This window comes from Bacillus sp. FSL R9-9492, assembly GCF_038007365.1.
Classification (GTDB): Bacteria; Bacillota; Bacilli; order Bacillales; family Bacillaceae_G; genus Bacillus_A; species Bacillus_A mycoides.
On record NZ_JBBOXC010000001.1, the window covers coordinates 2078898 to 2100082 of the forward strand.

Sequence of the window (21185 nt, forward strand, 5' to 3'; positions counted from 1 at the left end):
AACGCTTATACGAAAAATTTCGTCTATTCGTGTTACAATAAATAATATGTAATGAATTGGAGGATGACATATGTACCAGGCTTATTATGATAGTGAATTAGGTTTGTTAGAAATTACAGCGAACGAAGAAGGAATTACGTCTGTTATATTTGTTGAAGAAAGAAAAGAAGAACATAAAAATGAATTTGTTGAACAATGTATAAATGAATTGGATGAATACTTTGAAGGAAAAAGAAAAGAGTTTACAGTTCCATTGTCTGCTGAAGGAACACCATTCCAAAAGAATGTATGGGATGCACTTTACACTGTTCCGTATGGCGTAAGTGCTTCATATTTAGATATTGCGGAGAAGGTTGGGAATACGAAAGCTGTACGAGCGATAGGAGGGGCAAATAGCCGGAATCCAATTTCAATTATCGTTCCATGCCATCGTGTAATAGGAAAGAGTGGAAAACTTGTTGGGTATGCGGGTGGTTTATGGAGGAAAGAGTGGTTATTGAAACATGAAGGTATTTTAAATAAATCGTAAGAAACAACCTTTGGAACGAGGGAGTTAGCTCGGCTGTCCTAAGACAAATGCGTTAGCTATCAAAAGTAACGATGAACCGAGAAGCCCCCACTTCGGGGTAAGCTCGTAAGAGATACTAAGTGGTGGGTAGTTCACAATGAAGTATGGATGGAAAGAGGGATTGTTTTGAAATGTATAAATTGTGGGCGACCTTGTATTAATGATCAGCTGAATTGTGCAAATTGTCAACGAAACTTGCATAATGAACAAGGTGAAGAAAGCTCGCTAATAGACAAAGAATTAGAAGTATATGTAGGGAGACAATATCCATATTACAAAAGAAAATGGGAGCTTGAGAATAAGCGAATTGCTAGGTGGAGCTGGAATGGTCTGGCTGCTATTTTCAATGTAGGTTGGCTTGGATATCGTAAGTATTACTTACCTGCTGCTTTATTCATACTGTTATTAGTAGCATGTGATGCATTTTCTTATTATATGGGGTTCAACGTAGCATTGCCAATTATTAATATGGTACCTCTCACGTTTTTATTACTCGTTTTCATTCTATTTGGGATGGGGATTTTTGCAAATGGATTATTTTATCAATTTGCAGAAAGGCGTATATATCGAATAAAAGCACGGGGAATTAAAGATGAATCGGTTGAAAATTATCTCATCCGTGATAGTGGTGGAACGAGTAAAATGGGAGCAACAATCGTTACTATTTTAGCAGTTGCTAGTATTTTTTTCAGTCATTTCTTTTTTCCGACTGATCGAGATATTATACAAAAAGTACGTACAAGTTCGCTTTATGAATATCCGTTCTTTTCGATTGGTGAATCGTTTGAAAGCTATTTTCAAAATTCAGGGTGGATATATTATCGTGGTTCGGAAGGTATGGAATTAGTAGAATTTCAAGGATACAGCCCAGGGATGCCAAAACAAAAAGTTACAATTCAATTTATTGTTGATTATAAATTGGGAGAAGTGGAACCATATTCACTTACGATTAACGGTGAATCTAAAAATGAAGAAGAGTTTTTGAAGATAATGGAGGAAATATTTAAAGTTCAAAATCCATTTGATATAGAGGATGGCTTACAAGTAAATGCTATTCAACAAAGCGGAGGGAAAGCAATTTCTGACCGCTTTTTTTCTTTTTATGAAAATAAATATTTAAAATAATCAGAATTTTTTGTATAATAAAATATATTATACAAGTTTTAACTTATACATATAGATTGGGGGAAGGAAGAATGAAGAGAAAGACAATAACAATTGCTGCACTTGCGTTATCGACTAGTGTACTGGTTGCGGGATGTGGGAATGGGGAGAAGGCTTCGACAACGAAGAAAGAATCAAGTAAGGGAATGGCAGATAAACAAGTTTTAAATTTGCTAGAAACAGCTGAAATTCCTTCAATGGATACATCTAAATCAACAGATTCTGTATCTTTCCGTGTATTTGTAAATGCAATGGAAGGATTATATCGTCTAGATAAAGATAATAAACCAACTCCAGGTATGGCCAAAGACGTGAAGATTAGTGAAGATAAAAAGACATATACATTTGAATTACGTGATGCAAAATGGTCAAATGGTGATCCAGTTCGAGCACAAGATTTTGTATATGCATGGCAACGTACATTAGATAAAGCAATAGCAGCAGAATATGCATTTATTTTATTTGATGTGAAAAATGCACAGAAAGTAAATAAAGGAGAAGTACCGTCGGATCAATTAGGTGTTAAAGCGAAGGATGATAAAACGTTGGTAGTAGAATTAGAGCAACCAGCACCTTATTTCCTTGAGCTTACTTCGTTCCCTACATTCTTCCCATTAAATGAAAAGTATGTAAAAGGACAAGGGGATAAATACGGATTAGAAGCAGATAAATTATTGTACAATGGACCATTTACAATGAGTGAATGGAAACATGAACAAAGTTACCAGTTAAAGAAAAACCCAAATTATTGGGATAAAGATGCTGTAAAATTACAAGAAATTAATGTGGGTATAGTAAAAGAGACAAGTACTGGGGTAAATTTATATGATAGTGATCAAGCAGACCGTGTCATTTTAAGTTCTGAGTTTGTAGACAAATATAAAAAGAATAAACCAGATGAATTTAAAACGAAGCTAGACCCACGTATGTATTTCCTACGTTTTAATCAAAAAAATGCAACGTTTAAAAATCAAAAGGTTCGTGAGGCGATTGATTTAGCGTACGATAAAAAAGGAATTGCGGATGTAATTTTGAATGATGGATCATTGCCAGCGTATTTCTTAGTACCTGAAAAGTTTACGACAGGACCAGATGGAAAAGACTTCCGTACTGTAAATAAAAATTTCCGTGACAGTAAAGATAATGCTGCGAAAGCAAAAAAACTGTGGGAAGAAGCGAAGAAAGAACTTGGTCAAGATACAATTACAGTAGAATTACTAAATGATGATAACGGTAGTCGTAAAAAAGTGGGCGACTTTATTAAAGAAGAATTAGAGAAAAACTTACCTGGTATTAAAGTGAATTTGAAGCAACAACCATATAAGCAGAAGTTAGATTTAGAAAAGAAATTTGAATATGAATTCTCATTATCTGCATGGAGTCCAGATTATCCAGACCCAATGACATATATTGATATGTTCGTTACTGGAAGCTCATTTAATGAAATGGATTATTCAAATCCGAAGTACGATGATTTAGTAGCAAAATCAAAAGGAGAACTACTAAAAGATGACGCAGCACGCTGGAAAGCACTTGCAGAAGCTGAAAAAATCTTAATTGGTCAAGATGCTGCAATCTCTCCTACGTACCAACAAAGTACAGCTTACTTAGAGAAGACGTATGTAAATGGTATTGCTAACCATACGTTTGGTGGAGACTTCAGTTATAAATGGGCATATATTACAAAGAAATAGTATAATAAAAGATGAGCGAATTTTCGCTCATCTTTTATTTGTATAGGAGGAATTAGAGTTGTTAAAGGGAATCAATCATCTTTGTTTTTCAGTGTCCAATTTAGAAAACTCTATTACATTTTACGAGAAAGTATTGGAAGGAGAATTATTAGTCAAGGGGAGAAAACTTGCATATTTTAATATATGTGGAGTATGGATAGCGCTTAATGAAGAGGCACATATTCCAAGAAAGGAGATTCATCAATCTTATACGCACCTCGCATTTTCTGTTGAACAAGAAGACTTTGAACGCTTACTGCAGCGATTAGAAGAAAATAAAGTTCATATTTTACAAGGAAGAGAGCGTGATGTGAGAGATTGTGAGTCTATATATTTTGTTGATCCTGATGGTCATAAATTTGAGTTTCATTCAGGGACGTTACAAGACCGTCTAAATTATTATAGAGATGAGAAACCTCATATGACATTTTACTAAGGGGGGAAGAAGTTGCATGCACTTGTAATTGGTGGAACAGGAATGCTAAAGAAAGTTTCTTTGTGGCTTTGTAATCAAGGGTTTCATGTTTCTATTATTGGACGAGATAGTACGAAATTGGAAAATGTTAAGCAAGGGAGTTCTGTGCCGGGAAATATTACGTGCCTTTCTTTAGATTATCAAAATGACGATGATCTAAAGCGATCTATTACAAATACAATTGAACAGAATGGTCCAATTACATTAGTTGTTGCATGGGTACATTCGAGTGCTAAGCATGCATTACGACTCATTTGTAATGAGGTTGAATTGTCATCGAAAAAGTACAGTTTATTTCATATATTAGGTAGTAGTGCATCGCGTACGAAGTCGCAAAAAATAGGTGGGGCATTATGTAGCTATTATAGAATTATATTAGGGTTTATTTTAGAAGATACATATGCAAGATGGCTTACTCATGAAGAGATTGCTGACGGAGTTATAAAAGGAATTGAAAGTAAATGCACAGAATGGATTGTAGGGAGAGTAGAGCCGTGGGAATCGCGGCCAAAATGGTAAGGGGGCATGTGAAATGAAGACAACGGTATATGTAACAAGGCACGGTGAGACAGAATGGAATGTAGCAGGGCGGATGCAAGGACGGAAAAATTCAGCATTAACAGAGAATGGTATGATACAAGCGAAACAATTAGGGGAGCGTATGAAGGATTTACCACTCCATGCCATATATAGTAGTCCAAGCGAAAGAACGCTTCATACTGCTGAATTGATTAAAGGGGAACGGGATCTTCCAATTATAGAAGATGAACGTTTCTATGAAATAAATATGGGGATATGGGAAGGGCAAACAATTGCTGATTTGGAAATGCAATATCCAGAAGAAGTACATTTATTTTGGAATGAACCACATCTTTTTCAGTCAACATCAGGGGAAAACTTTGCGGCCGTTCATAAAAGAGTAATTGAAGGGATACACTTTCTTTTAGAAAAGCATAAAGGAGAAAACATTTTAATAGTTACTCATGCTGCAGCAGCGAAATTACTCGTAGGGCATTTTGCAGGTTTTGAAATCGAACATGTATGGGAAGAGCCATTTATGCATAGCGCGAGTCTTAGTGTGATTGAATTTGATGAAAACCGTGGTAAAGTAAAACAATTTGCAGATATAAGTCATTTTCAGTAAACGTAAAAAAGGTCGCAAAGCGACCTTTTTTTGGTGGACATAAAAAACTAGCAATTACGTTTTTTATACCAGAAGTGATCGAATTTTTTATTCTTGCAAGAAGAAGACTTGTGTCTGCTACCTTTGCAATCATTCCATTTGTGCCCGTCATCGTGACAGTCTTTACCATGATCACAGTCATCATCGCAAGAGCGACCGTGTCCGTGAGGGAAGAATTCGCATTTTTTACAGAAACTTCGTTTTGTCCAGAAAAATTTCTTTTCAAAGCGTATGCATTTTGTAACGAAAGTACAATGTTTTCTGCGAGTACGTTTTGTAACTAAAACGCATTCTTTTTTACGAGTAACTTTTGTAACGAAAGTCCATTTTTGAACGCGTACACGAGTACATTTTGTAACGAAAGTCCATTTTTTTACATGCGTACATTTTGTAACGAAAGTACAATGTTTTACGCGAGTACATCTTGTTCTTGGACATTTACGCCCTGTTGTACATTTACGTCCTGTTGTACATTTACACCCTGTTGTACATCTATGATGAGAGAATTTATCATCATCGCACTCAAAAGTACTTGGATCTTGGTGTAAGAAATCCTCCATCCCTGCACTTTTGATTTCTTCAACAGCTTTTCTAATATCACGTTTCATAGAAATCCTCCTTATCGTGTATTAAATTGAAAAGGTATTCTTTTTCCTTAACATGATATGAGATACGGTGTCTTTCTGAACAGGACAGGAGTGTAATTTTATATAAATGGATGGTAGCGGATGTATGGACAAGGCGTGGTGCATACATTGAATGAAGAGAACTGAGAAGGGATGAGAAAACATGCTGCCTTCATATGATTTTTTTGTTCATCCAATGTACTTAGTGGAATTGAAAAAAGACATTTGGTCAGATAGTCCAGTACCAGCAAAGTTAACATATGGAAAAAAGAAGTATGACATTGATATTGTCTACCGTGGTGCTCATATTCGTGAATTTGAGAAAAAATCTTATCATGTTATGTTTTATAAACCGAAAAAATTTCAAGGCGCGAAAGAGTTTCATTTGAATTCTGAGTTTATGGATCCGTCTCTCATACGAAATAAATTATCTTTAGATTTTTTTCATGATATTGGTGTACTTTCGCCAAAATCACAACATGTATTTATAAAAATTAATGGTCAAATTCAAGGTGTGTATTTACAGTTAGAATCAGTTGATGAAAACTTTTTGAAAAATAGAGGGTTACCGAGTGGTTCTATTTATTATGCGATAGATGATGATGCGAATTTTTCGTTAATGAGTGAGCGAGATAAAGATGTTAAGACAGAGCTCTTTGCGGGTTATGAATTTAAATATTCGAATAAAAATAGTGAAGAACAACTGAGTGAATTTGTATTTCAAGCGAATACTTTGTCGAGGGCAGATTATGAAAAAGAAATCGGGAAGTTTCTACATGTAGATAAATATTTACGATGGTTAGCTGGAGTTATTTTTACGCAAAACTTTGATGGTTTCGTTCATAACTATGCACTATATCATAACGATGAGACAAATTTATTTGAAGTGATACCGTGGGATTATGATGCGACTTGGGGGCGAGATGTACAAGGGAGACCACTTAATCATGAATATATTCGTATTCAAGGTTATAATACGTTAAGTGCAAGATTGTTAGATATACCTGTATTTAGAAAACAATACCGAAGTATTTTGGAAGAAATATTAGAAGAACAATTTACCATTTCGTTTATGATGCCGAAAGTAGAAGGTTTGTGTGAATCGATTCGTCCATATTTACTACAAGATCCATATATGAAAGAAAAATTAGAAACATTTGATCAAGAAGCTGATATGATTGATGAATATATAAATAAAAGAAGGAAGTATATACAAGACCACTTACATGAATTGGATTAATTTTGAAAGAGATTGGAACATTATCAATCTCTTTTTTTGTATAATAAAGATGTATCAATTGAATTGACGTAATATTTACTTAATAAAGAATGGAGATGTGGAAACATGACGGTCAAGTGGATTGATTGGGTAAAACAAATACAATCTATAGCTCAAGCGGGTTTAACGTATTCTAAGGATGTGTATGATATAGAGCGTTTCCAACAATTACGGGATATTTCCATCTCGATGATGTCACATTACACAAAGACAGATTGGGAAGTAGTAGAGAAGTTATTTGCAAGTGAGACAGGCTATCAAACACCTAAAGTTGATATAAGAGCAGTCGTTTTTCAAAATGAAAAGTTATTATTTGTGAAAGAAAAAAGTGATAGGAAATGGGCATTGCCAGGTGGATGGGCTGATGTTGGTTATACGCCAACAGAAGTAGCAGCAAAAGAAGTTTTAGAGGAGACGGGCTATGAAGTAGATGATTTTAAGCTACTCGCTATATTTGATAAAGAAAAACATCAACCATCGCCTTCAGCAACACATGTATATAAAATTTTTATTGGCTGTAAGATTATTGGTGGCGAAAAGAAAACTAGTATTGAAACAGAAGATGTGGAGTTTTTTGATGAGAATGAATTACCTAATTTATCGATTGCTAGAAATACAGAAGAGCAAATTAAAGAAATGTTTGCCTACATGAAAGAACCTCAAAAAGAAACATTAATAGATTAATAATGCTTATGCCGATGATATTGTTGAAATGAAGATATTGGCAGAATGCGACCTTTATGTAATAATGGGATGGTATGTGAAGAAAAAAGGAGATAGAAAATAAAATGTTAGCAAGCATAATAGATCAGTTATTGCAATTTTTTGCAAGCCTAGGTTACTTTGGAGTAGCGCTAGCTTTAATGATTGAAATTATCCCGAGTGAAATTGTACTTTCGTATGCTGGATTTTTAGTAGCGGATGGTAAAATTAGTTTTGTCGGTGCAGTTATCGCCGGAACTATTGGTGGTACTTTAGCGCAAATCTTTTTATACTGGCTTGGATATTACGGAGGGCGTCCGGTTGTAGAGAAATATGGGAAATATCTACTTATTAATAAACACCATTTAGACATAGCGGAAGGTTGGTTTAAGCGTTACGGAGCAGGAGTAATCTTTTCTGCACGCTTTATCCCAGTAGTACGTCATGCAATCTCTATTCCAGCAGGATTAGCTAAAATGCCGTTAAAACTATTTACACTATATACAGTAGTTGCGATTATTCCATGGTCAATACTATTTATCTACTTAGGTGAAAAGCTTGGTGGAAATTGGCGACACATTAAAGAGTATGCATCTGATTACACACATTACATAATTATAGGAGCTGTTCTCTTTGTTGCTCTATACTTCGGTTTAAAGTATTTAAAAAAGAAAAAAGCAGCGCGTTAAAGTCAATGATTTTTCATTGGCTTTTTTTATTTGTTTCAGTTCTAAAAAAAAGGAGTTGTCCATAATGTGTAATAATAAAGCGTAGCGGGGGAATGTGATGAAAGGATCACCGTTTTTACGTGGAACGATATTTTTAACGATGGCAACGATGATATCTAAAATGTTAGGGTTTATATATGTTATACCATTTACAGCAATGGTGGGTACGAGTGGGTACGTATTATATACGTATGCATACCGTCCTTATACAATTATGCTTAGTATTGCAACGATGGGATTGCCACTTGCCGTTTCAAAAATGGTTTCAAAATATGATCAACTCAATGATTATCACACTGTTAAGAGAGTGCTAAAGAGTGGTATCGTTTTTATGGTCATTATGGGCGTTATTTCTTGTTTAGCATTATATATGTTAGCACCACATTTAGCTAAACTTGTGATTGATGGAAATGATCAGTCGGGTAATAGTGTGGTAGCTGTCACACACAATATTCAAATTGTAAGTTTTGCGTTAATACTCGTTCCTGTAATGAGCTTGTTACGTGGTTTCTTTCAAGGTTTTCAATCTATGGGACCTTCTGCGCTCAGTGTAGTTGTAGAGCAATTTTTTCGGGTCTTAACTATTTTGATAGGAAGCTTTGTCGTTTTATATGTTATAAAAGCTTCTGTTTCGTTGGCAGTTGGTATTTCAACGTTTGGAGCATTTATGGGAGCACTAGGTGGATTAAGTGTTTTAAGTGCGTATTATATAAGAAGGAGAAAACATTTAAAGAAAAAAGAGATTGCCAGTATACCACAAACGACGAAAACTTTTTTTTCGTTGTATAGAGAACTGTTTACATATTCTATTCCTTTCGTTGTAGTTGGATTAGCGATTCCGTTATATCAGACGATTGATACATTTACAATTAATAAGCTACTTATACAAGTAGGATATATGCAAGGAGAAGCAGAAAAGATTAATGCGATTATTGGCCTTGTTCAGATGGTTGTACTTATCCCGGTTTCTGTTGCAACAGCTTTTAGTATGTCCCTTGTACCTGAGATGACGAAAGCTTATACAGCGGGAAATGAGAAGCTACTGTATAAACACTTTACAAGGACAAATTTATTAGTGGTAGGAATTACTGTACCGGCGGCGATTGGAATGATGATTTTAGCAAAACCAGTGTATACTCTTTTATTTGGTGCTGGAAATGATCCGGAGATGGGCAGTATTATTTTGCAGTACTATGCTCCTGCTTGTATACTATTCTCACTATTAACAGTAACCGCTGCCATGTTACAAGGAATTAATCAACAACAGAAAACAGTGCTAGGATTAGTAATTGGAATAACTGTGAAGATAGTTTTAAATATTGTATTGCTACCGTATTTTGATTATGTAAGTTTTATTATTTCAACATACGCTGGCTATACGATTTCAGTTGGCTTTAACTTGTGGATGCTTTCTAAATATGTTATAAAGGCAACATAAGCTTTTTAAGGCAGAGAGCACTCTGTCTTTTTCTTTATTTAGAATATTTTTCTTATAAAAACGTTTTCAAAATAATTTTTCTATTGAAATTTAAACGTATGTTTCATATGCTGAGAATGGCGGTTCAAAAACTGTTATGTAAGAGAGGTAGATTCCTACATGTAAAAAGAATCGGGGTGATAGTATGTTAAATATTTATTTAACAGACCGAAACGGAAAACTACAAGAGGTTGAGGAAATGCAAAAGGGTTGCTGGATTAATGTACTTCATCCAACGGAAGAAGAAATTCAATATCTAGTACAAACTTTAAATGTAGACTTAGATTTCATTAAAGACCCTTTAGATGATGAAGAACGCTCTCGTATTGAAAAGGAAGACAATAATACTTTAATAATCGTGGATATTCCAACAGTTAGACATGATGAAGAAGGAAATTCGATTTATGACACGATTCCAATAGGTATGATTGTAATGCCAGATTGCTTTGTGACAATTTGTTTAGAAGAAAACCCAATTTTTGAACGTTTTATTAATCAACGTATTAAAGAATTTTATACGTTTAAAAAGACACGCTTTGCACTTCAGCTCTTATATACGATTTCTACTTATTATTTAAGATACTTAAAGCAAATTAATCGAAAAACAATCGATTTAGAGCACCAATTAAATAAGTCGATGAAAAATAAAGAAATTTTCACATTGCTCGGCCTTGAAAAAAGTTTAGTTTATTTTACAACATCATTAAAGGCAAATAAAATTGTAATTCAAAAATTAATGCGAAACAGTACATTTTTGAAAATGTATGAAGACGATCAAGATTTACTAGAAGATGTATTAATTGAAAATAAGCAGGCTATTGAAATGGCGGAAATATATAGTCACATTTTAAGTGGAATGATGAATACATTTAGTTCGGTTATTTCTAACAATTTAAATAGTGTTATGAAACTGTTGACTTCTATTACAATCATTTTATCATTACCAACGATGGTTTCTAGTTTCTTTGGAATGAATGTAAAGGTTCCGTTTGAAGGGGAAGCACATGGTTTTGTAATTGTACTTATAATATGTGTAACATTATCTTTCACTTTAGCATTTGTTTTTTGGAAGAAACGTTACTTTTAATGATAGGAAAGCTGCGCTAGCATAGTTATAAAACTGTGCTAGCGCAGCTTTTTTTGCTATGAAATCTCAATTTTGGAACAGAATATAACTTGTGAAATGTAATGTGTATGAAGGTTATGAATTCCATATAACTCTTGTTCAAATAATGAAATGGGGTTAAAATTACATATTGTTAATGAAAAGTTGGAGGAAATACATCATGGAATTGTTTCAATTACCGAAAGCATTCCTGCAAATGAATACAATCTTTATCTCAATATTAATCGAAGCACTTCCTTTTGTGCTAATTGGTGTATTTATTTCAGGATTCATTCAAATGTTTGTGACAGAAGATATGGTGGCAAAATGGATGCCTAAAAACCGATTTCTGTCTGTTTTATTAGCTACTTTTTTAGGGATGATGTTTCCTGGATGTGAATGTGGAATTGTTCCGATTGTAAGACGATTAATCGGAAAAGGGGTTCCACCCTATGCAGGAATTGCATTTATGTTAACTGGACCGATTATTAATCCAGTTGTATTATTTGCAACATATGTTGCTTTTGGAAGTAGTATGCACATGGTATGGTATCGTTCTATTGTAGCGATTATCGTAGCAATTATCGTTGGAATTATATTATCATTTATGTTTAAAGAACATCAATTAAGAGATGATCACTTCCCAGAAGTGAACCATAAGCGTCCGTTACGTACAAAAATGTGGGATGTATGTACACATGCTGTTGAGGAATTTTTCTCAATGGGGAAATATTTAGTGTTAGGAGCGTTAATTGCTGCTGCAGTTCAAACGTTTGTACAAACTTCAACATTGCTTGCTATTGGACAAGGTCCGTTTTCTTCATCAGCTGTAATGATGGGACTTGCTTTCATTTTATCACTTTGTTCAGAGGCAGATGCATTTATTGCTTCTTCGTTCCAAAGTACATTTTCAACAGCGTCACTTGTCGCGTTTCTCGTATATGGACCGATGGTGGATATTAAAAATATGTTTATGATGCTTGCGACATTTAAAACAAAATTTGTAATTGTTGTGACGGTTACAGTTACACTTGTTGTTTATGCAAGCTCACTACTCATTTATGCGATGGGGTGGTAGGTTATGTTTCGAGCATATATATTATTAGGCTTTACAATTTTAATTGGACAGCTTCATATTTCCGGTAACATTACGAAGTATATAAATATGAAGTACGCCTATTTATCAAAAACTGCTGCTATTATTTTAGGTTTCTTAACGATTGTACAAATTATTATCGTTTTCCAAAAAGAGCACCAAAAGGAAAAAGAGAAACATGATTGTAGTTGTGATCATAGTCATTGTGGGCATGATCATTCGAAAGATGAGAATACATGGTGGAAAAAGGTGTTTTCTTACACGTTATTCTGTTTTCCAATCATTACAGGATTGTTTTTCCCAATTGCAACATTAGATTCCGATATTGTTAAGGCGAAGGGATTCCATTTTCCAGTAGCGCAAGCAGAAAGTAAAGATCCATTTATGACAAGACAATTCTTAAGACCGGATACGAGTATTTATTACGGGAAAGAAGGATATCGTGGTGTAATGGAAAAAGGGAAGAAAGAGTTTGTTACGAAAGATAATATCACTTTAAAAGATGAAGATTTCTTAAAGGGTATGGAGACAATTTATAATTATCCTGGTGAATTTACTGGTAAAACTCTGTCTTATAAAGGATTTGTTTTCCGAGATGATTCTTCTAAAAAGGAACAATATTTCTTATTCCGTTTCGGTATTATACATTGTGTAGCGGATTCGGGTGTATATGGTATGTTAGTTAAAAAACCGGAAGGTGTAGAGTGGAAAAATGATGATTGGATTCAGGTAGAGGGAGAAATTTCAACTGAATTTTATCAGCCGTTCCATGCAAATATTCCTGTTTTAGAGGTAACGAAATGGAATAAAGTTGAACAGCCGAAAGAACAATATGTATTTAGAGGAGCCGATTGATAAAATCGGTTCTTTTTTGTGGACTAAAAGTTCTAAAAATTGTTAATATTAAACGTGTAGTTCATGAGGTGTAGTGTATATTGGGATATTAGGGATAAATAATTAAAGGGGTGATAACAATGACTGAAGTAAAGGGTAAAACAGCTAATGAATCAAGGGTGTTTAAAACGAGTCGAGTATTTCCAACGGATTTAAATGATCATAACACGCTATTTGGTGGAAAGATATTGGCGGAGATGGATATGGTTGCTTCAATTTCAGCAACGAGACACTCGAGAATGGAATGTGTCACAGCGTCTATGGATTGGGTAGATTTCTTACATCCAGTACGTTCTTCAGATTGTGTTAGTTATGAATCTTTCGTAATTTGGACGGGAAGAACTTCTATGGAGATATTTGTGAAAGTAGTAGCAGAAGATTTAATTTCAGGTAAAAAACGTGTAGCAGCAACTTCATTCGTTACTTTTGTTGCGCTTAGCAAGGAGAATAATCCAGTCCCTGTACCGCGTGTTATCCCTGAGACAGAAGAGGAGAAAGAATTGCATCGAATTGCTGTGTTACGTGCAGAACAGCGCCATATTCGTAAGGCAGAGAGTAAGAAGGTAGCTACACTGCTAACTTTTTGATGTAAAATATTTTCCTAGTGGTACTATTTTGTAATAGGTTAGGAGATTTTTGAAATGAAAAGCGGACACCTAAAAATAGGTGTCCGCTTTTATAGTTTTTTCATCCCCATATCGTACTACAATAACTGCTTAGCAGAAGCAAGCAGCACCGACGATAATTAAGAGGATAAATAATACGACTAGTAGCGCAAATCCATTACCATGTGCGAAGCCCATTGTTATTTCCTCCTTTTATTTTAAGATACAACATACAATATGCAGATGAGCTCCTGTTTGATATGGACGTATATCATGCAATGACATATTTTTTGTATGATAATGTTTTAAAAAAGGAAAGATATAGGAATAACAGTAGTTAGAGAAAGGAACGTATCCATGAAGCGCTTTTTAATTGTAATAATTTGTTTTATAGGTGTATTCATATGGATGAACGTTGATGTGGAAATGGGGAAGAAAATGGCTAGTGGATATGAATTAGAAAAAATCCGATCAGGGGATTTTCAAGTATATACGAACGGTGATGAGTTATATAAAAGTTTATTTGAGGATATAAATCGTGCAGAAAAGAATGTGTATATTCATTTTTATATTGTAGGAAAAGATGAAGTAAGCCAAAAGTTCTTACAGTTATTAGAGAAAAAAGCATCTAGCGGAGTAGATGTGAAATTGTCAGTAGACCGCATTGGCGGATATAAGCTTAAGAAAAAGATAATTAATCAATTAAAAGAAAAAGGCGTGAAGTTTACATTTAGTAAAAAACCTAAATTAAAAAACTTATTTTATTCTTTGCATCAACGTAATCATAGACGCATTGTTACTATAGATGGGAAAGTTTCGTACATTGGTGGCTTCAATATTGGAAAGGAATATCTTGGACAGGATCCTAAATTTGGTCCGTGGCGTGATTATCATGTACGCATCGAAGGGAATGGAGCTACTGATATGGAACGGAAGTTTGCGGAAGATTGGCAAGAAGATACGGGAGAAAAGTTTCCTATACACCAAGAGTTACCTGTGCAAGGAAATGTAAAATATCAATACGTATTTTCGAATGGAAAAGGTTTATGGAAGGAGTATGGAGCGTTTTTAAAGAAGGCAAAACATTCTTTAATTATCGCTACACCATATTTTGTACCGAGTAAAGAAATGGTGAAGGGGCTGAAAGATGCATTAAATCGTGGTGTCCATGTAAAAATCCTCGTCCCATTTAAAAGTGATGCAGTATTGCTAAAACAGGCTGCCTATCCTTATTTGAAAGACATGTTAGATGCTGGAGCGGAGATTTATCAATATCGAAATGGATTTTTTCATGGGAAAGTAACAATCATCGATGAGGAAATGGTTGATATTGGTACAGCAAATTTTGATAATAGAAGTTTTTACTTAAATAACGAATCTAACTGTTTCATATATGATAAGACAGTCGTTGCTGACGTATGGAGTCGATTAAAAGAAGACTTTCATAAATCAAAACGATTTTCTGAAGAAGATTTTGAGAAAATTAGTAGATGGGATTGGTTTCTAGCAAGAATATCAAATGTTATCGCATCATATTTATAGTATAGAGATGAAATAGGAAGGGAGGCGCTTTAATGGATTGTATGAAAGAATTGATGACATATAGTTACACACTTATATATAAAGTTGGAGAATACACGAGCAAGGTTCGAGATGAAGAATTAAAGGATATATTACAGCATCATTTGCCGTATATGTTACAAGCATATAATGAACAAGTGAATTTTCAAGAAGGAGAAAATATACAACATATAACTTGTAAACAAATGTGGCCGGAATTTACTGAAATGGATAGGGAAACAGATAATGAGTATACAGGGGATATTGGGATTGCTATTTGTTATATTTCACATTTGAAACGATTAGCATTAAAGTTTGCTCAAGTGGCAGTAGAAGTTGCGAACCCAGAGTTTCGTTCTTTCTTGGAAAATTGTTTTGTGAAAATGAATCGTTATGCTTATAGTGTTTGGCAATATGTTGTGAAGAAGGAATATAAAATTAAACATTTATATGAAAATGAAAGTGAGAAGTTTGCGTGAAAAACTAAGACGGAATGAAAGGCGTCTTAGTTTTTTTATGTCTAATGAAAGGCTCAATTAGAAGAATTGAGAAAAACCAGTTGTGTTATCAGAGTATTTACAAAAGTTTACAATATCTTTACTGTTTTTAAATCTTCCCTTTAAAAAAAAAGAGTAATATGGGATTGTACATATTCTATCAAAGGGAGGAAACGCAAATGAACAAATGGGTTAAGTCATTAACTGCTATGGCACTTGCAAGTTCTTTATTAATGGTAGGTTGTAGTAAAGATGAGGATAAAAAGAAAGAGGATGACACAACTTCGCAGCAAGATGAAAAGAAAGATAAAGAAACAAGTGGAACAGAAAAATCTTCTGATTCGAAAGAAAAGAAATAAAGTGAAACTTTAATCAGTGGGGATTTTGTCCATCCCCACTGATTATTAGCCCACACCAATCGGGCATTTACGGGCAGTTATCTCCCACCTAATTTCCTCGCATTCGCCGAATTTACTGCCCGCAAATAGCGGGATAAATGGATAACAGAGCTTCCTCACATATACGAGGGAGCTTTTTTGTTGTATATTTGTAAGTTTTGCGGAAAAATAGAGAGAAAGAATGGAAGAGGGGATAATATATGAAAGTATGCATATTAGGAGCGACAGGTAGAGTAGGATCACACATTATGAAATTGGCATTACAAGATTCATATGAAGTAACGATATTAGTTCGTGATTTGAGTAGAGTGGAAACAGAGCATGAAAGGTTGCAAGTTATTAAGGGAAATGTATTAAGCGGAGATGATATAAAGGAAGCGATTAAAGGATGTGATATTGTAATTAGTGCTCTTGGAACCGATCGGAATGGGACGTTAGAGAAGAGTGTACCGATTATTATAAAGCAAATGGAAGAAGAGGGCATAAAGAAAATTGTTACAATAGGAACTGCTGGTATTTTACAAGCGCGAACAAACCCAAGTATATATCGTTTCCAATCAAAAGAATCGAAAAGAAAAATGACAACAGCTGCGGAAGATCATTTAGCTGCTTATGAAGTGCTGAATAATAGTAAACTATGTTGGACTGTTGTTTGTCCGACGCATTTAGTAGATGGTGATGTAACAGGTGTATATCGAACTGAAAAAGATATGTTGCCAACAGATGGATCGAAAATCACAGTTGGTGATACAGCTCAGTTTACATGGAGTTTACGTAATAAAAGCTTATACGAGAAAAGCCGAGTAGGTATTTCATATTAAAAAACCATCCCAAAATAGGGATGGCTAAAAAATGATATAGCATACAAAGATGATAATCATAATGATTTGGAGAATTGCTTTCGCTACTGTACTACTTAAAAAACCGACAACAGTTGCAATTCCGACTAAAAGGGCGTCTTTTGGCGCCTTTTTATGCATTAGTTCCGTAATAAATACAGATAAGAACGGTATGATAATAAGCCCGAATGGTGGGAAGAAGAACGATCCGACAATGATAGAAACCATACCAACACGTTCGCCCGATTTTGTACTTCCGTATTTTTTTAGGAAGTATCCATTTGCAATAAAGTCAGCAACGAAAATGAAGAGTGTAAAAATGACTTGAATAATCCAAAAAGATGTCGTTAACTCTCCGCCGTTTATTCCAAAATGATAAATGAAATAGCCAGCCCATACGGCAAGGATGCCAGGGATAATGGGGTATATAAAGGCAAGAAATGAAACAATGAAACAAGCAATGATACAAATTGTTAGTAAAACAGTCACTTTATAACTCCTTTGTAGTATCTAATTTATGTACAGCAATCTTTTTAATTTGATGCCCATCAAGTTCTAATGCTTTAAATTGAAAACCACCATATTCAACTGAATAGCCAGCCTCAATATTTAAATCAATTGATTGAGAGAGAAGCCAACCACCAATTGTATCTAAATCACTTTCATCGATATGTAGGCCAAACATATCATTTACTTCAGAAATGAGTACCTTCCCATCTAAAACAGTAAGCCTAGGAGTACGCTTTTCAATCATTGGTGATTCGTCTGCGTCAAATTCATCTTGAATTTCTCCGATAATTTCTTCAAGAATATCCTCCATCGTTAAAAGGCCAGCAGTTCCGCCGTATTCATCCATAACAATCGCCATCTGTACGCGGTTCTTTTGGAGGTGTATTAACGTTTTACGAATGGGAACTGTTTCAAATACAGTTAAAACAGGATGTATGTAAGCATCAAGTGGTTTGTAAATGCCTTTTGTTTGATTATGAAAAATCTCTTTCGTATTTATCATTCCGATAATATCATCTTTATCCTTTTCTATAATAGGATAACGTGTATACTTTTCAGTTGCAACGATTTTCATATTTTCTTCTAACGTATTTTCAGTAGATAAACAAACCATTTCAGTTCTAGGTACCATAATTTCTTTAGCAACACGATCATCAAATTCAAAAATATTATTTACATATTTATATTCGGTTTGATTAATTTCGCCGCTTTTATAGCTTTCACCTAAAATGAGTCGTAGTTCTTCTTCGGAATGGGCAAGCTCATTTTCTTTCGCAGGCTCTAAACCGAGTAATTTTGTGAAAAATATAGCTGCACTATTGAGAAGCCAAATGAACGGATACATAATTTTATCAAATAAAATAAGTGGTTTTGCAAATTTTAATGTGATTGCTTCAGCTTTTTGGATTGCGAAAGACTTAGGAACTAACTCGCCTAATACAACATGGAAAAAAGTAATCACACTAAAAGCAATAATAAAGGATAACGTGTTAGCCATTGTTCCAGTAATATTGATTTTTTCAAATAGTGGTCGCAGTAAATGTTCCACAGTTGGTTCACCAAGCCAACCAAGTCCTAAAGAGGTGATAGTAATGCCAAGCTGACAAGCGGATAAATAAACGTCTAAGTTAGATAAAACGCTTCTTGCAGCTAATGCTTGTTTATTACCTTCATTAGCAAGCTGGTCAATTCGACTTTTTCGTACTTTTACGACAGCGAATTCTGAAGCAACGAAAAAACCAGAAATAAGGATAAGTATAAAGATGAGAAAAATATTTAATATGTCCAAGTGTGTTCTTTATTCCTAATTTGGAATAAAGATGTCACCTCCTGTAATTATGTTATACTCTTATAATAAATCCAAATGAAAAGATTAGTCAAAGAAAATGGGTAAATAATGGTAGGTTTCTATAGTAGTTTTTTAATTTGCTGTTATTTTGTCCTCTATATAATAGGAATAACCGTCTACTTTTAATTTAAGTAGACGGTTATTCTATGTTATGGTTTCGAAATACTTCTAGTTAAAGTATACGTGTTTTGTTTAGAGTGGTTTGTTGTCCATAAAGCTTGGAGAAACGATAAGATGCTATATGGAATATAAAGTAGTAATAAACCAATTGTGACAACTATAGGTGCATTTCTACCAAATTGGACGATAAATTGTAATAGTCCGTTTGTATGAAAAATACATTCCATAAAAACGAATGAAAGAATAATGGAACTCAAAATAGATTTATGATTGGAAGTAAGCGCAATAAATAACGTATCAACAAGGAAAGATGAATTTTTTATTTCGTATTCATTAGTAGTATTTAAGAACGGTAGCCATTTTTTAATTGCTTGCATAACGATTATCATAGAAGTGCTACATACGATGATAAAAGAAGAGAAGAAAGGAAACTTTATGAATTTAGATATGTAGAGAAGTGATAATAGGACTGAACATTGTAATATCACAGTGCCAAAAGAATACGGTATCCAGCGAAATAAAGAACTACACTTTTTTAATGAGTTTGGTGCTTTTAAAAATAGATGGCCAATTCCTAGACTTATAAAGAAACCGATTACAAGAGTGAATGTGAAACGAACGATTGATAAAAAATATATTTCCCATATGTAGGGGAACAGTGGTGACGAATGGTTAGAGGTATGTACAAGCTGATTTGCTGAGAAAAGGATAGGCTCATGCATCCAATCAATTGTTGGAATTGAAATGGAAGAAGGCTGTGCTAAATTATGAAAAATGCTTACAAATCCAGTTAAGTAGGAGTAATTATGTGTAATGAATAATGCTGGAAGGGGACTTATGACAAAAATAATCAAAACACCGGCTATAAATTTACATATATGTGAGCGCAATAAGGACATACAATCACCTACTCTTTGAATATTCAGAAAATTCTTATTCTTATTTTAGCTTTTTTCGGATAAAGTTACAACATATTTTTCTCGAAGTAAGTTAGAGAGATTATCCCGCTTTAACGGGCAGTAAGACTCTACCTCAAAATGCGGCGAATGCGTAGAAGTTAGGTGGGTATATCGACTGCCAGTAAAAGCCCGATTGGTGAAGGCTAATAATAAGTGGGGGGGAAATCCCCACTTATTAAAGTTTCAATTTAAATAAGTGTATGATTAATGAATAAATTATGACGGAAAAATGAATAATTTTCAGAAAAATAAAATAATATATTTATTTTTTTCTGAAAATATAATATAGTTATGGCACAGAAAGTATTTTAGCATAAGGAGGCTTTTTTATGAGGATTAAAGGGAATTATGTGCCAAAAAGGGAAGTTTTGTTTTGCTCAAGTTCAATTACGATAGGGGAAACGCTGGAACATTTAAATAAAACGGGGTATCGTTGTGTACCAGTTTTAGATGAAAAAAAAGAGAAGTTTTTAGGGAATGTATACAAAGTAGATATTTTAGAATATAAAGGTTCACTTGAAGATAATGTATTACAATTATTGAACGATAAAAATGGGTACGTGAGAGAAGACTCTTCCTTCTTTAAAGTATTTTTTACAATTAAAAAACTACCGTATTTATCAGTAGTTGATGAAAAAGGGGTCTTCCTTGGTATTTTAACTCATAAAAAAGTTTTTGAACTATTAGAAGATGCATGGGGAGTCCATTCTAGTAAATATTCTGTCATGATTGGAACACAAGATTATAATGGGGCCATTCAAAAATTATCGACAGTGCTAAAGAAATACACTGGTATTCAAAGCTTAATGACTTTTGATAATGATGCTTTATTAGTACGTAGAATAATGTTTACATTGGGAGAAGAGTTTGAAGATAGTGAATTAGAAACATTGCTAAAGGATTTAGAAGACCATGGATTTAGAGTTGTGTATGTTGAAGAGATGAATAATCCACGTGAAGTTGAAACGATAGACTAAAAAGTAAAGCCATCTTATTTTTGATGGCTTTTACTTTCTTTCACATAAAGATATCTAAATATATTAAAATATATGAATCGTAAATTTTAAAAAATATTTGTGTAATAGAATAAATAAAGGAAGTATATGTAGATAATTTTGATTTTCAAAAAAATCAAATTGAAAATATGTTTTTATTTTTCAACTAAATATGTTACTATATGTGTGATAAAAACAAAGAGGTCTGACAACTATACTCCACGCAATACCACTCTAATGAGTTAAATTTTCAAAAAAATCAAAAATTAATAATTAGAGTAAGAATAAGGGGAATGGAGAAATTATGGAGAAAGACACTGCTTT

The 21185-nt window shown here is 33.9% G+C and carries 24 protein-coding genes; 19 read left to right on the forward strand and 5 right to left on the reverse strand.

The window, feature by feature from the left end; all coding sequences use genetic code 11:
* Positions 1-70 precede the first annotated feature (70 nt).
* The 6 genes from MKY70_RS10465 to MKY70_RS10490 all read left to right on the forward strand — a co-directional run bounded on the left by MKY70_RS10465 (position 71) and on the right by MKY70_RS10490 (position 5084).
* The gene (locus MKY70_RS10465) at positions 71-529 is read left to right on the forward strand and encodes a methylated-DNA--[protein]-cysteine S-methyltransferase (RefSeq protein WP_002186074.1); all 459 of its coding nucleotides are present in this window, start codon (positions 71-73) and stop codon (positions 527-529) included.
* A 165-nt stretch (positions 530-694) separates the two neighbouring features.
* Positions 695-1693 (forward strand): DUF2628 domain-containing protein, encoded by a 999-nt coding sequence (locus MKY70_RS10470; RefSeq protein ID WP_088032626.1) that lies wholly within the window; start codon positions 695-697, stop codon positions 1691-1693.
* A 71-nt stretch (positions 1694-1764) separates the two neighbouring features.
* Complete coding sequence (locus MKY70_RS10475) at positions 1765-3426, forward strand: peptide ABC transporter substrate-binding protein (RefSeq protein ID WP_002141398.1); 1662 nt, start codon at positions 1765-1767, stop codon at positions 3424-3426.
* Positions 3427-3484: 58 nt separating this feature from the next.
* Positions 3485-3901, forward strand: a complete 417-nt coding sequence (gene fosB / locus MKY70_RS10480; RefSeq protein WP_193653188.1) for a FosBx1 family fosfomycin resistance bacillithiol transferase — start codon at positions 3485-3487, stop codon at positions 3899-3901.
* A 12-nt stretch (positions 3902-3913) separates the two neighbouring features.
* Positions 3914-4459, forward strand: coding sequence for a short-chain dehydrogenase (locus tag MKY70_RS10485; RefSeq protein WP_341024148.1), 546 nt, complete (start codon positions 3914-3916; stop codon positions 4457-4459).
* A 13-nt stretch (positions 4460-4472) separates the two neighbouring features.
* Positions 4473-5084 carry a phosphoserine phosphatase 1 gene (locus MKY70_RS10490; protein ID WP_002012438.1) on the forward strand — a complete coding sequence of 204 codons (612 nt, stop codon included), beginning with the start codon at positions 4473-4475 and terminating at the stop codon, positions 5082-5084.
* Positions 5085-5131: 47 nt separating this feature from the next.
* Here MKY70_RS10490 and exsB read toward each other — a convergent pair whose 3' ends face one another.
* Complete coding sequence (gene exsB / locus MKY70_RS10495) at positions 5132-5731, reverse strand: exosporium protein ExsB (RefSeq protein ID WP_341024149.1); 600 nt, start codon at positions 5729-5731, stop codon at positions 5132-5134.
* Between the two features lie 181 nt (positions 5732-5912).
* On the opposite strand from exsB, the gene cotH reads away from it, so the two are divergent.
* The 8 genes from cotH (at position 5913) to MKY70_RS10535 (ending at position 13617) form a co-directional block, all read left to right on the forward strand.
* Positions 5913-6989: a spore coat protein CotH gene (gene cotH, locus MKY70_RS10500; RefSeq protein WP_341024151.1), complete on the forward strand. Its 1077-nt coding sequence runs from the start codon at positions 5913-5915 to the stop codon at positions 6987-6989.
* Positions 6990-7094: 105 nt separating this feature from the next.
* Positions 7095-7712, forward strand: a complete 618-nt coding sequence (locus MKY70_RS10505; protein ID WP_088032633.1) for an NUDIX hydrolase N-terminal domain-containing protein — start codon at positions 7095-7097, stop codon at positions 7710-7712.
* Positions 7713-7816: 104 nt separating this feature from the next.
* Entirely contained in the window at positions 7817-8419 is a 603-nt protein-coding gene (locus MKY70_RS10510) for a DedA family protein (RefSeq protein WP_000881203.1), read from the forward strand.
* Positions 8420-8516: 97 nt separating this feature from the next.
* A complete protein-coding gene (locus tag MKY70_RS10515) occupies positions 8517-9896 on the forward strand; it encodes a putative polysaccharide biosynthesis protein (protein ID WP_341074503.1) in 1380 nt (459 codons plus the stop codon).
* Between the two features lie 184 nt (positions 9897-10080).
* Positions 10081-11022 (forward strand): magnesium transporter CorA family protein, encoded by a 942-nt coding sequence (locus MKY70_RS10520; protein WP_000932392.1) that lies wholly within the window; start codon positions 10081-10083, stop codon positions 11020-11022.
* Between the two features lie 199 nt (positions 11023-11221).
* Complete coding sequence (locus MKY70_RS10525) at positions 11222-12118, forward strand: permease (protein ID WP_000418719.1); 897 nt, start codon at positions 11222-11224, stop codon at positions 12116-12118.
* A gap of 3 nt (positions 12119-12121) precedes the next feature.
* Positions 12122-12991: a TIGR03943 family putative permease subunit gene (locus MKY70_RS10530; protein ID WP_044444221.1), complete on the forward strand. Its 870-nt coding sequence runs from the start codon at positions 12122-12124 to the stop codon at positions 12989-12991.
* A 119-nt stretch (positions 12992-13110) separates the two neighbouring features.
* Complete coding sequence (locus tag MKY70_RS10535) at positions 13111-13617, forward strand: acyl-CoA thioesterase (RefSeq protein ID WP_002012448.1); 507 nt, start codon at positions 13111-13113, stop codon at positions 13615-13617.
* Between the two features lie 129 nt (positions 13618-13746).
* Here MKY70_RS10535 and MKY70_RS10540 read toward each other — a convergent pair whose 3' ends face one another.
* Positions 13747-13833, reverse strand: coding sequence for a YjcZ family sporulation protein (locus MKY70_RS10540; RefSeq protein WP_000505094.1), 87 nt, complete (start codon positions 13831-13833; stop codon positions 13747-13749).
* A 159-nt stretch (positions 13834-13992) separates the two neighbouring features.
* Between MKY70_RS10540 and cls the strand changes: the two genes are divergently transcribed.
* The 4 genes from cls (at position 13993) to MKY70_RS10560 (ending at position 16911) form a co-directional block, all read left to right on the forward strand.
* Positions 13993-15177: a cardiolipin synthase gene (gene cls / locus MKY70_RS10545; protein ID WP_002086049.1), complete on the forward strand. Its 1185-nt coding sequence runs from the start codon at positions 13993-13995 to the stop codon at positions 15175-15177.
* Positions 15178-15209: 32 nt separating this feature from the next.
* Positions 15210-15674, forward strand: a complete 465-nt coding sequence (locus tag MKY70_RS10550) for a spore coat protein (RefSeq protein ID WP_002012450.1) — start codon at positions 15210-15212, stop codon at positions 15672-15674.
* A 197-nt stretch (positions 15675-15871) separates the two neighbouring features.
* Positions 15872-16051, forward strand: coding sequence for a hypothetical protein (locus MKY70_RS10555; protein ID WP_002086048.1), 180 nt, complete (start codon positions 15872-15874; stop codon positions 16049-16051).
* 239 nt (positions 16052-16290) lie between these two features.
* Positions 16291-16911: an NAD(P)-dependent oxidoreductase gene (locus MKY70_RS10560; protein WP_113734621.1), complete on the forward strand. Its 621-nt coding sequence runs from the start codon at positions 16291-16293 to the stop codon at positions 16909-16911.
* Between the two features lie 24 nt (positions 16912-16935).
* Here MKY70_RS10560 and MKY70_RS10565 read toward each other — a convergent pair whose 3' ends face one another.
* The 3 genes from MKY70_RS10565 to MKY70_RS10575 form a co-directional block, all read right to left on the reverse strand.
* Positions 16936-17418: a DUF456 domain-containing protein gene (locus tag MKY70_RS10565; RefSeq protein WP_000217328.1), complete on the reverse strand. Its 483-nt coding sequence runs from the start codon at positions 17416-17418 to the stop codon at positions 16936-16938.
* Between the two features lies 1 nt (position 17419).
* Positions 17420-18727, reverse strand: a complete 1308-nt coding sequence (locus tag MKY70_RS10570; RefSeq protein WP_088032650.1) for a hemolysin family protein — start codon at positions 18725-18727, stop codon at positions 17420-17422.
* 209 nt (positions 18728-18936) lie between these two features.
* Complete coding sequence (locus MKY70_RS10575) at positions 18937-19806, reverse strand: hypothetical protein (RefSeq protein WP_088032652.1); 870 nt, start codon at positions 19804-19806, stop codon at positions 18937-18939.
* A 389-nt stretch (positions 19807-20195) separates the two neighbouring features.
* On the opposite strand from MKY70_RS10575, the gene cbpA reads away from it, so the two are divergent.
* A complete protein-coding gene (cbpA, locus tag MKY70_RS10580) occupies positions 20196-20843 on the forward strand; it encodes a cyclic di-AMP binding protein CbpA (protein WP_002186059.1) in 648 nt (215 codons plus the stop codon).
* Positions 20844-21185 lie beyond the last annotated feature (342 nt).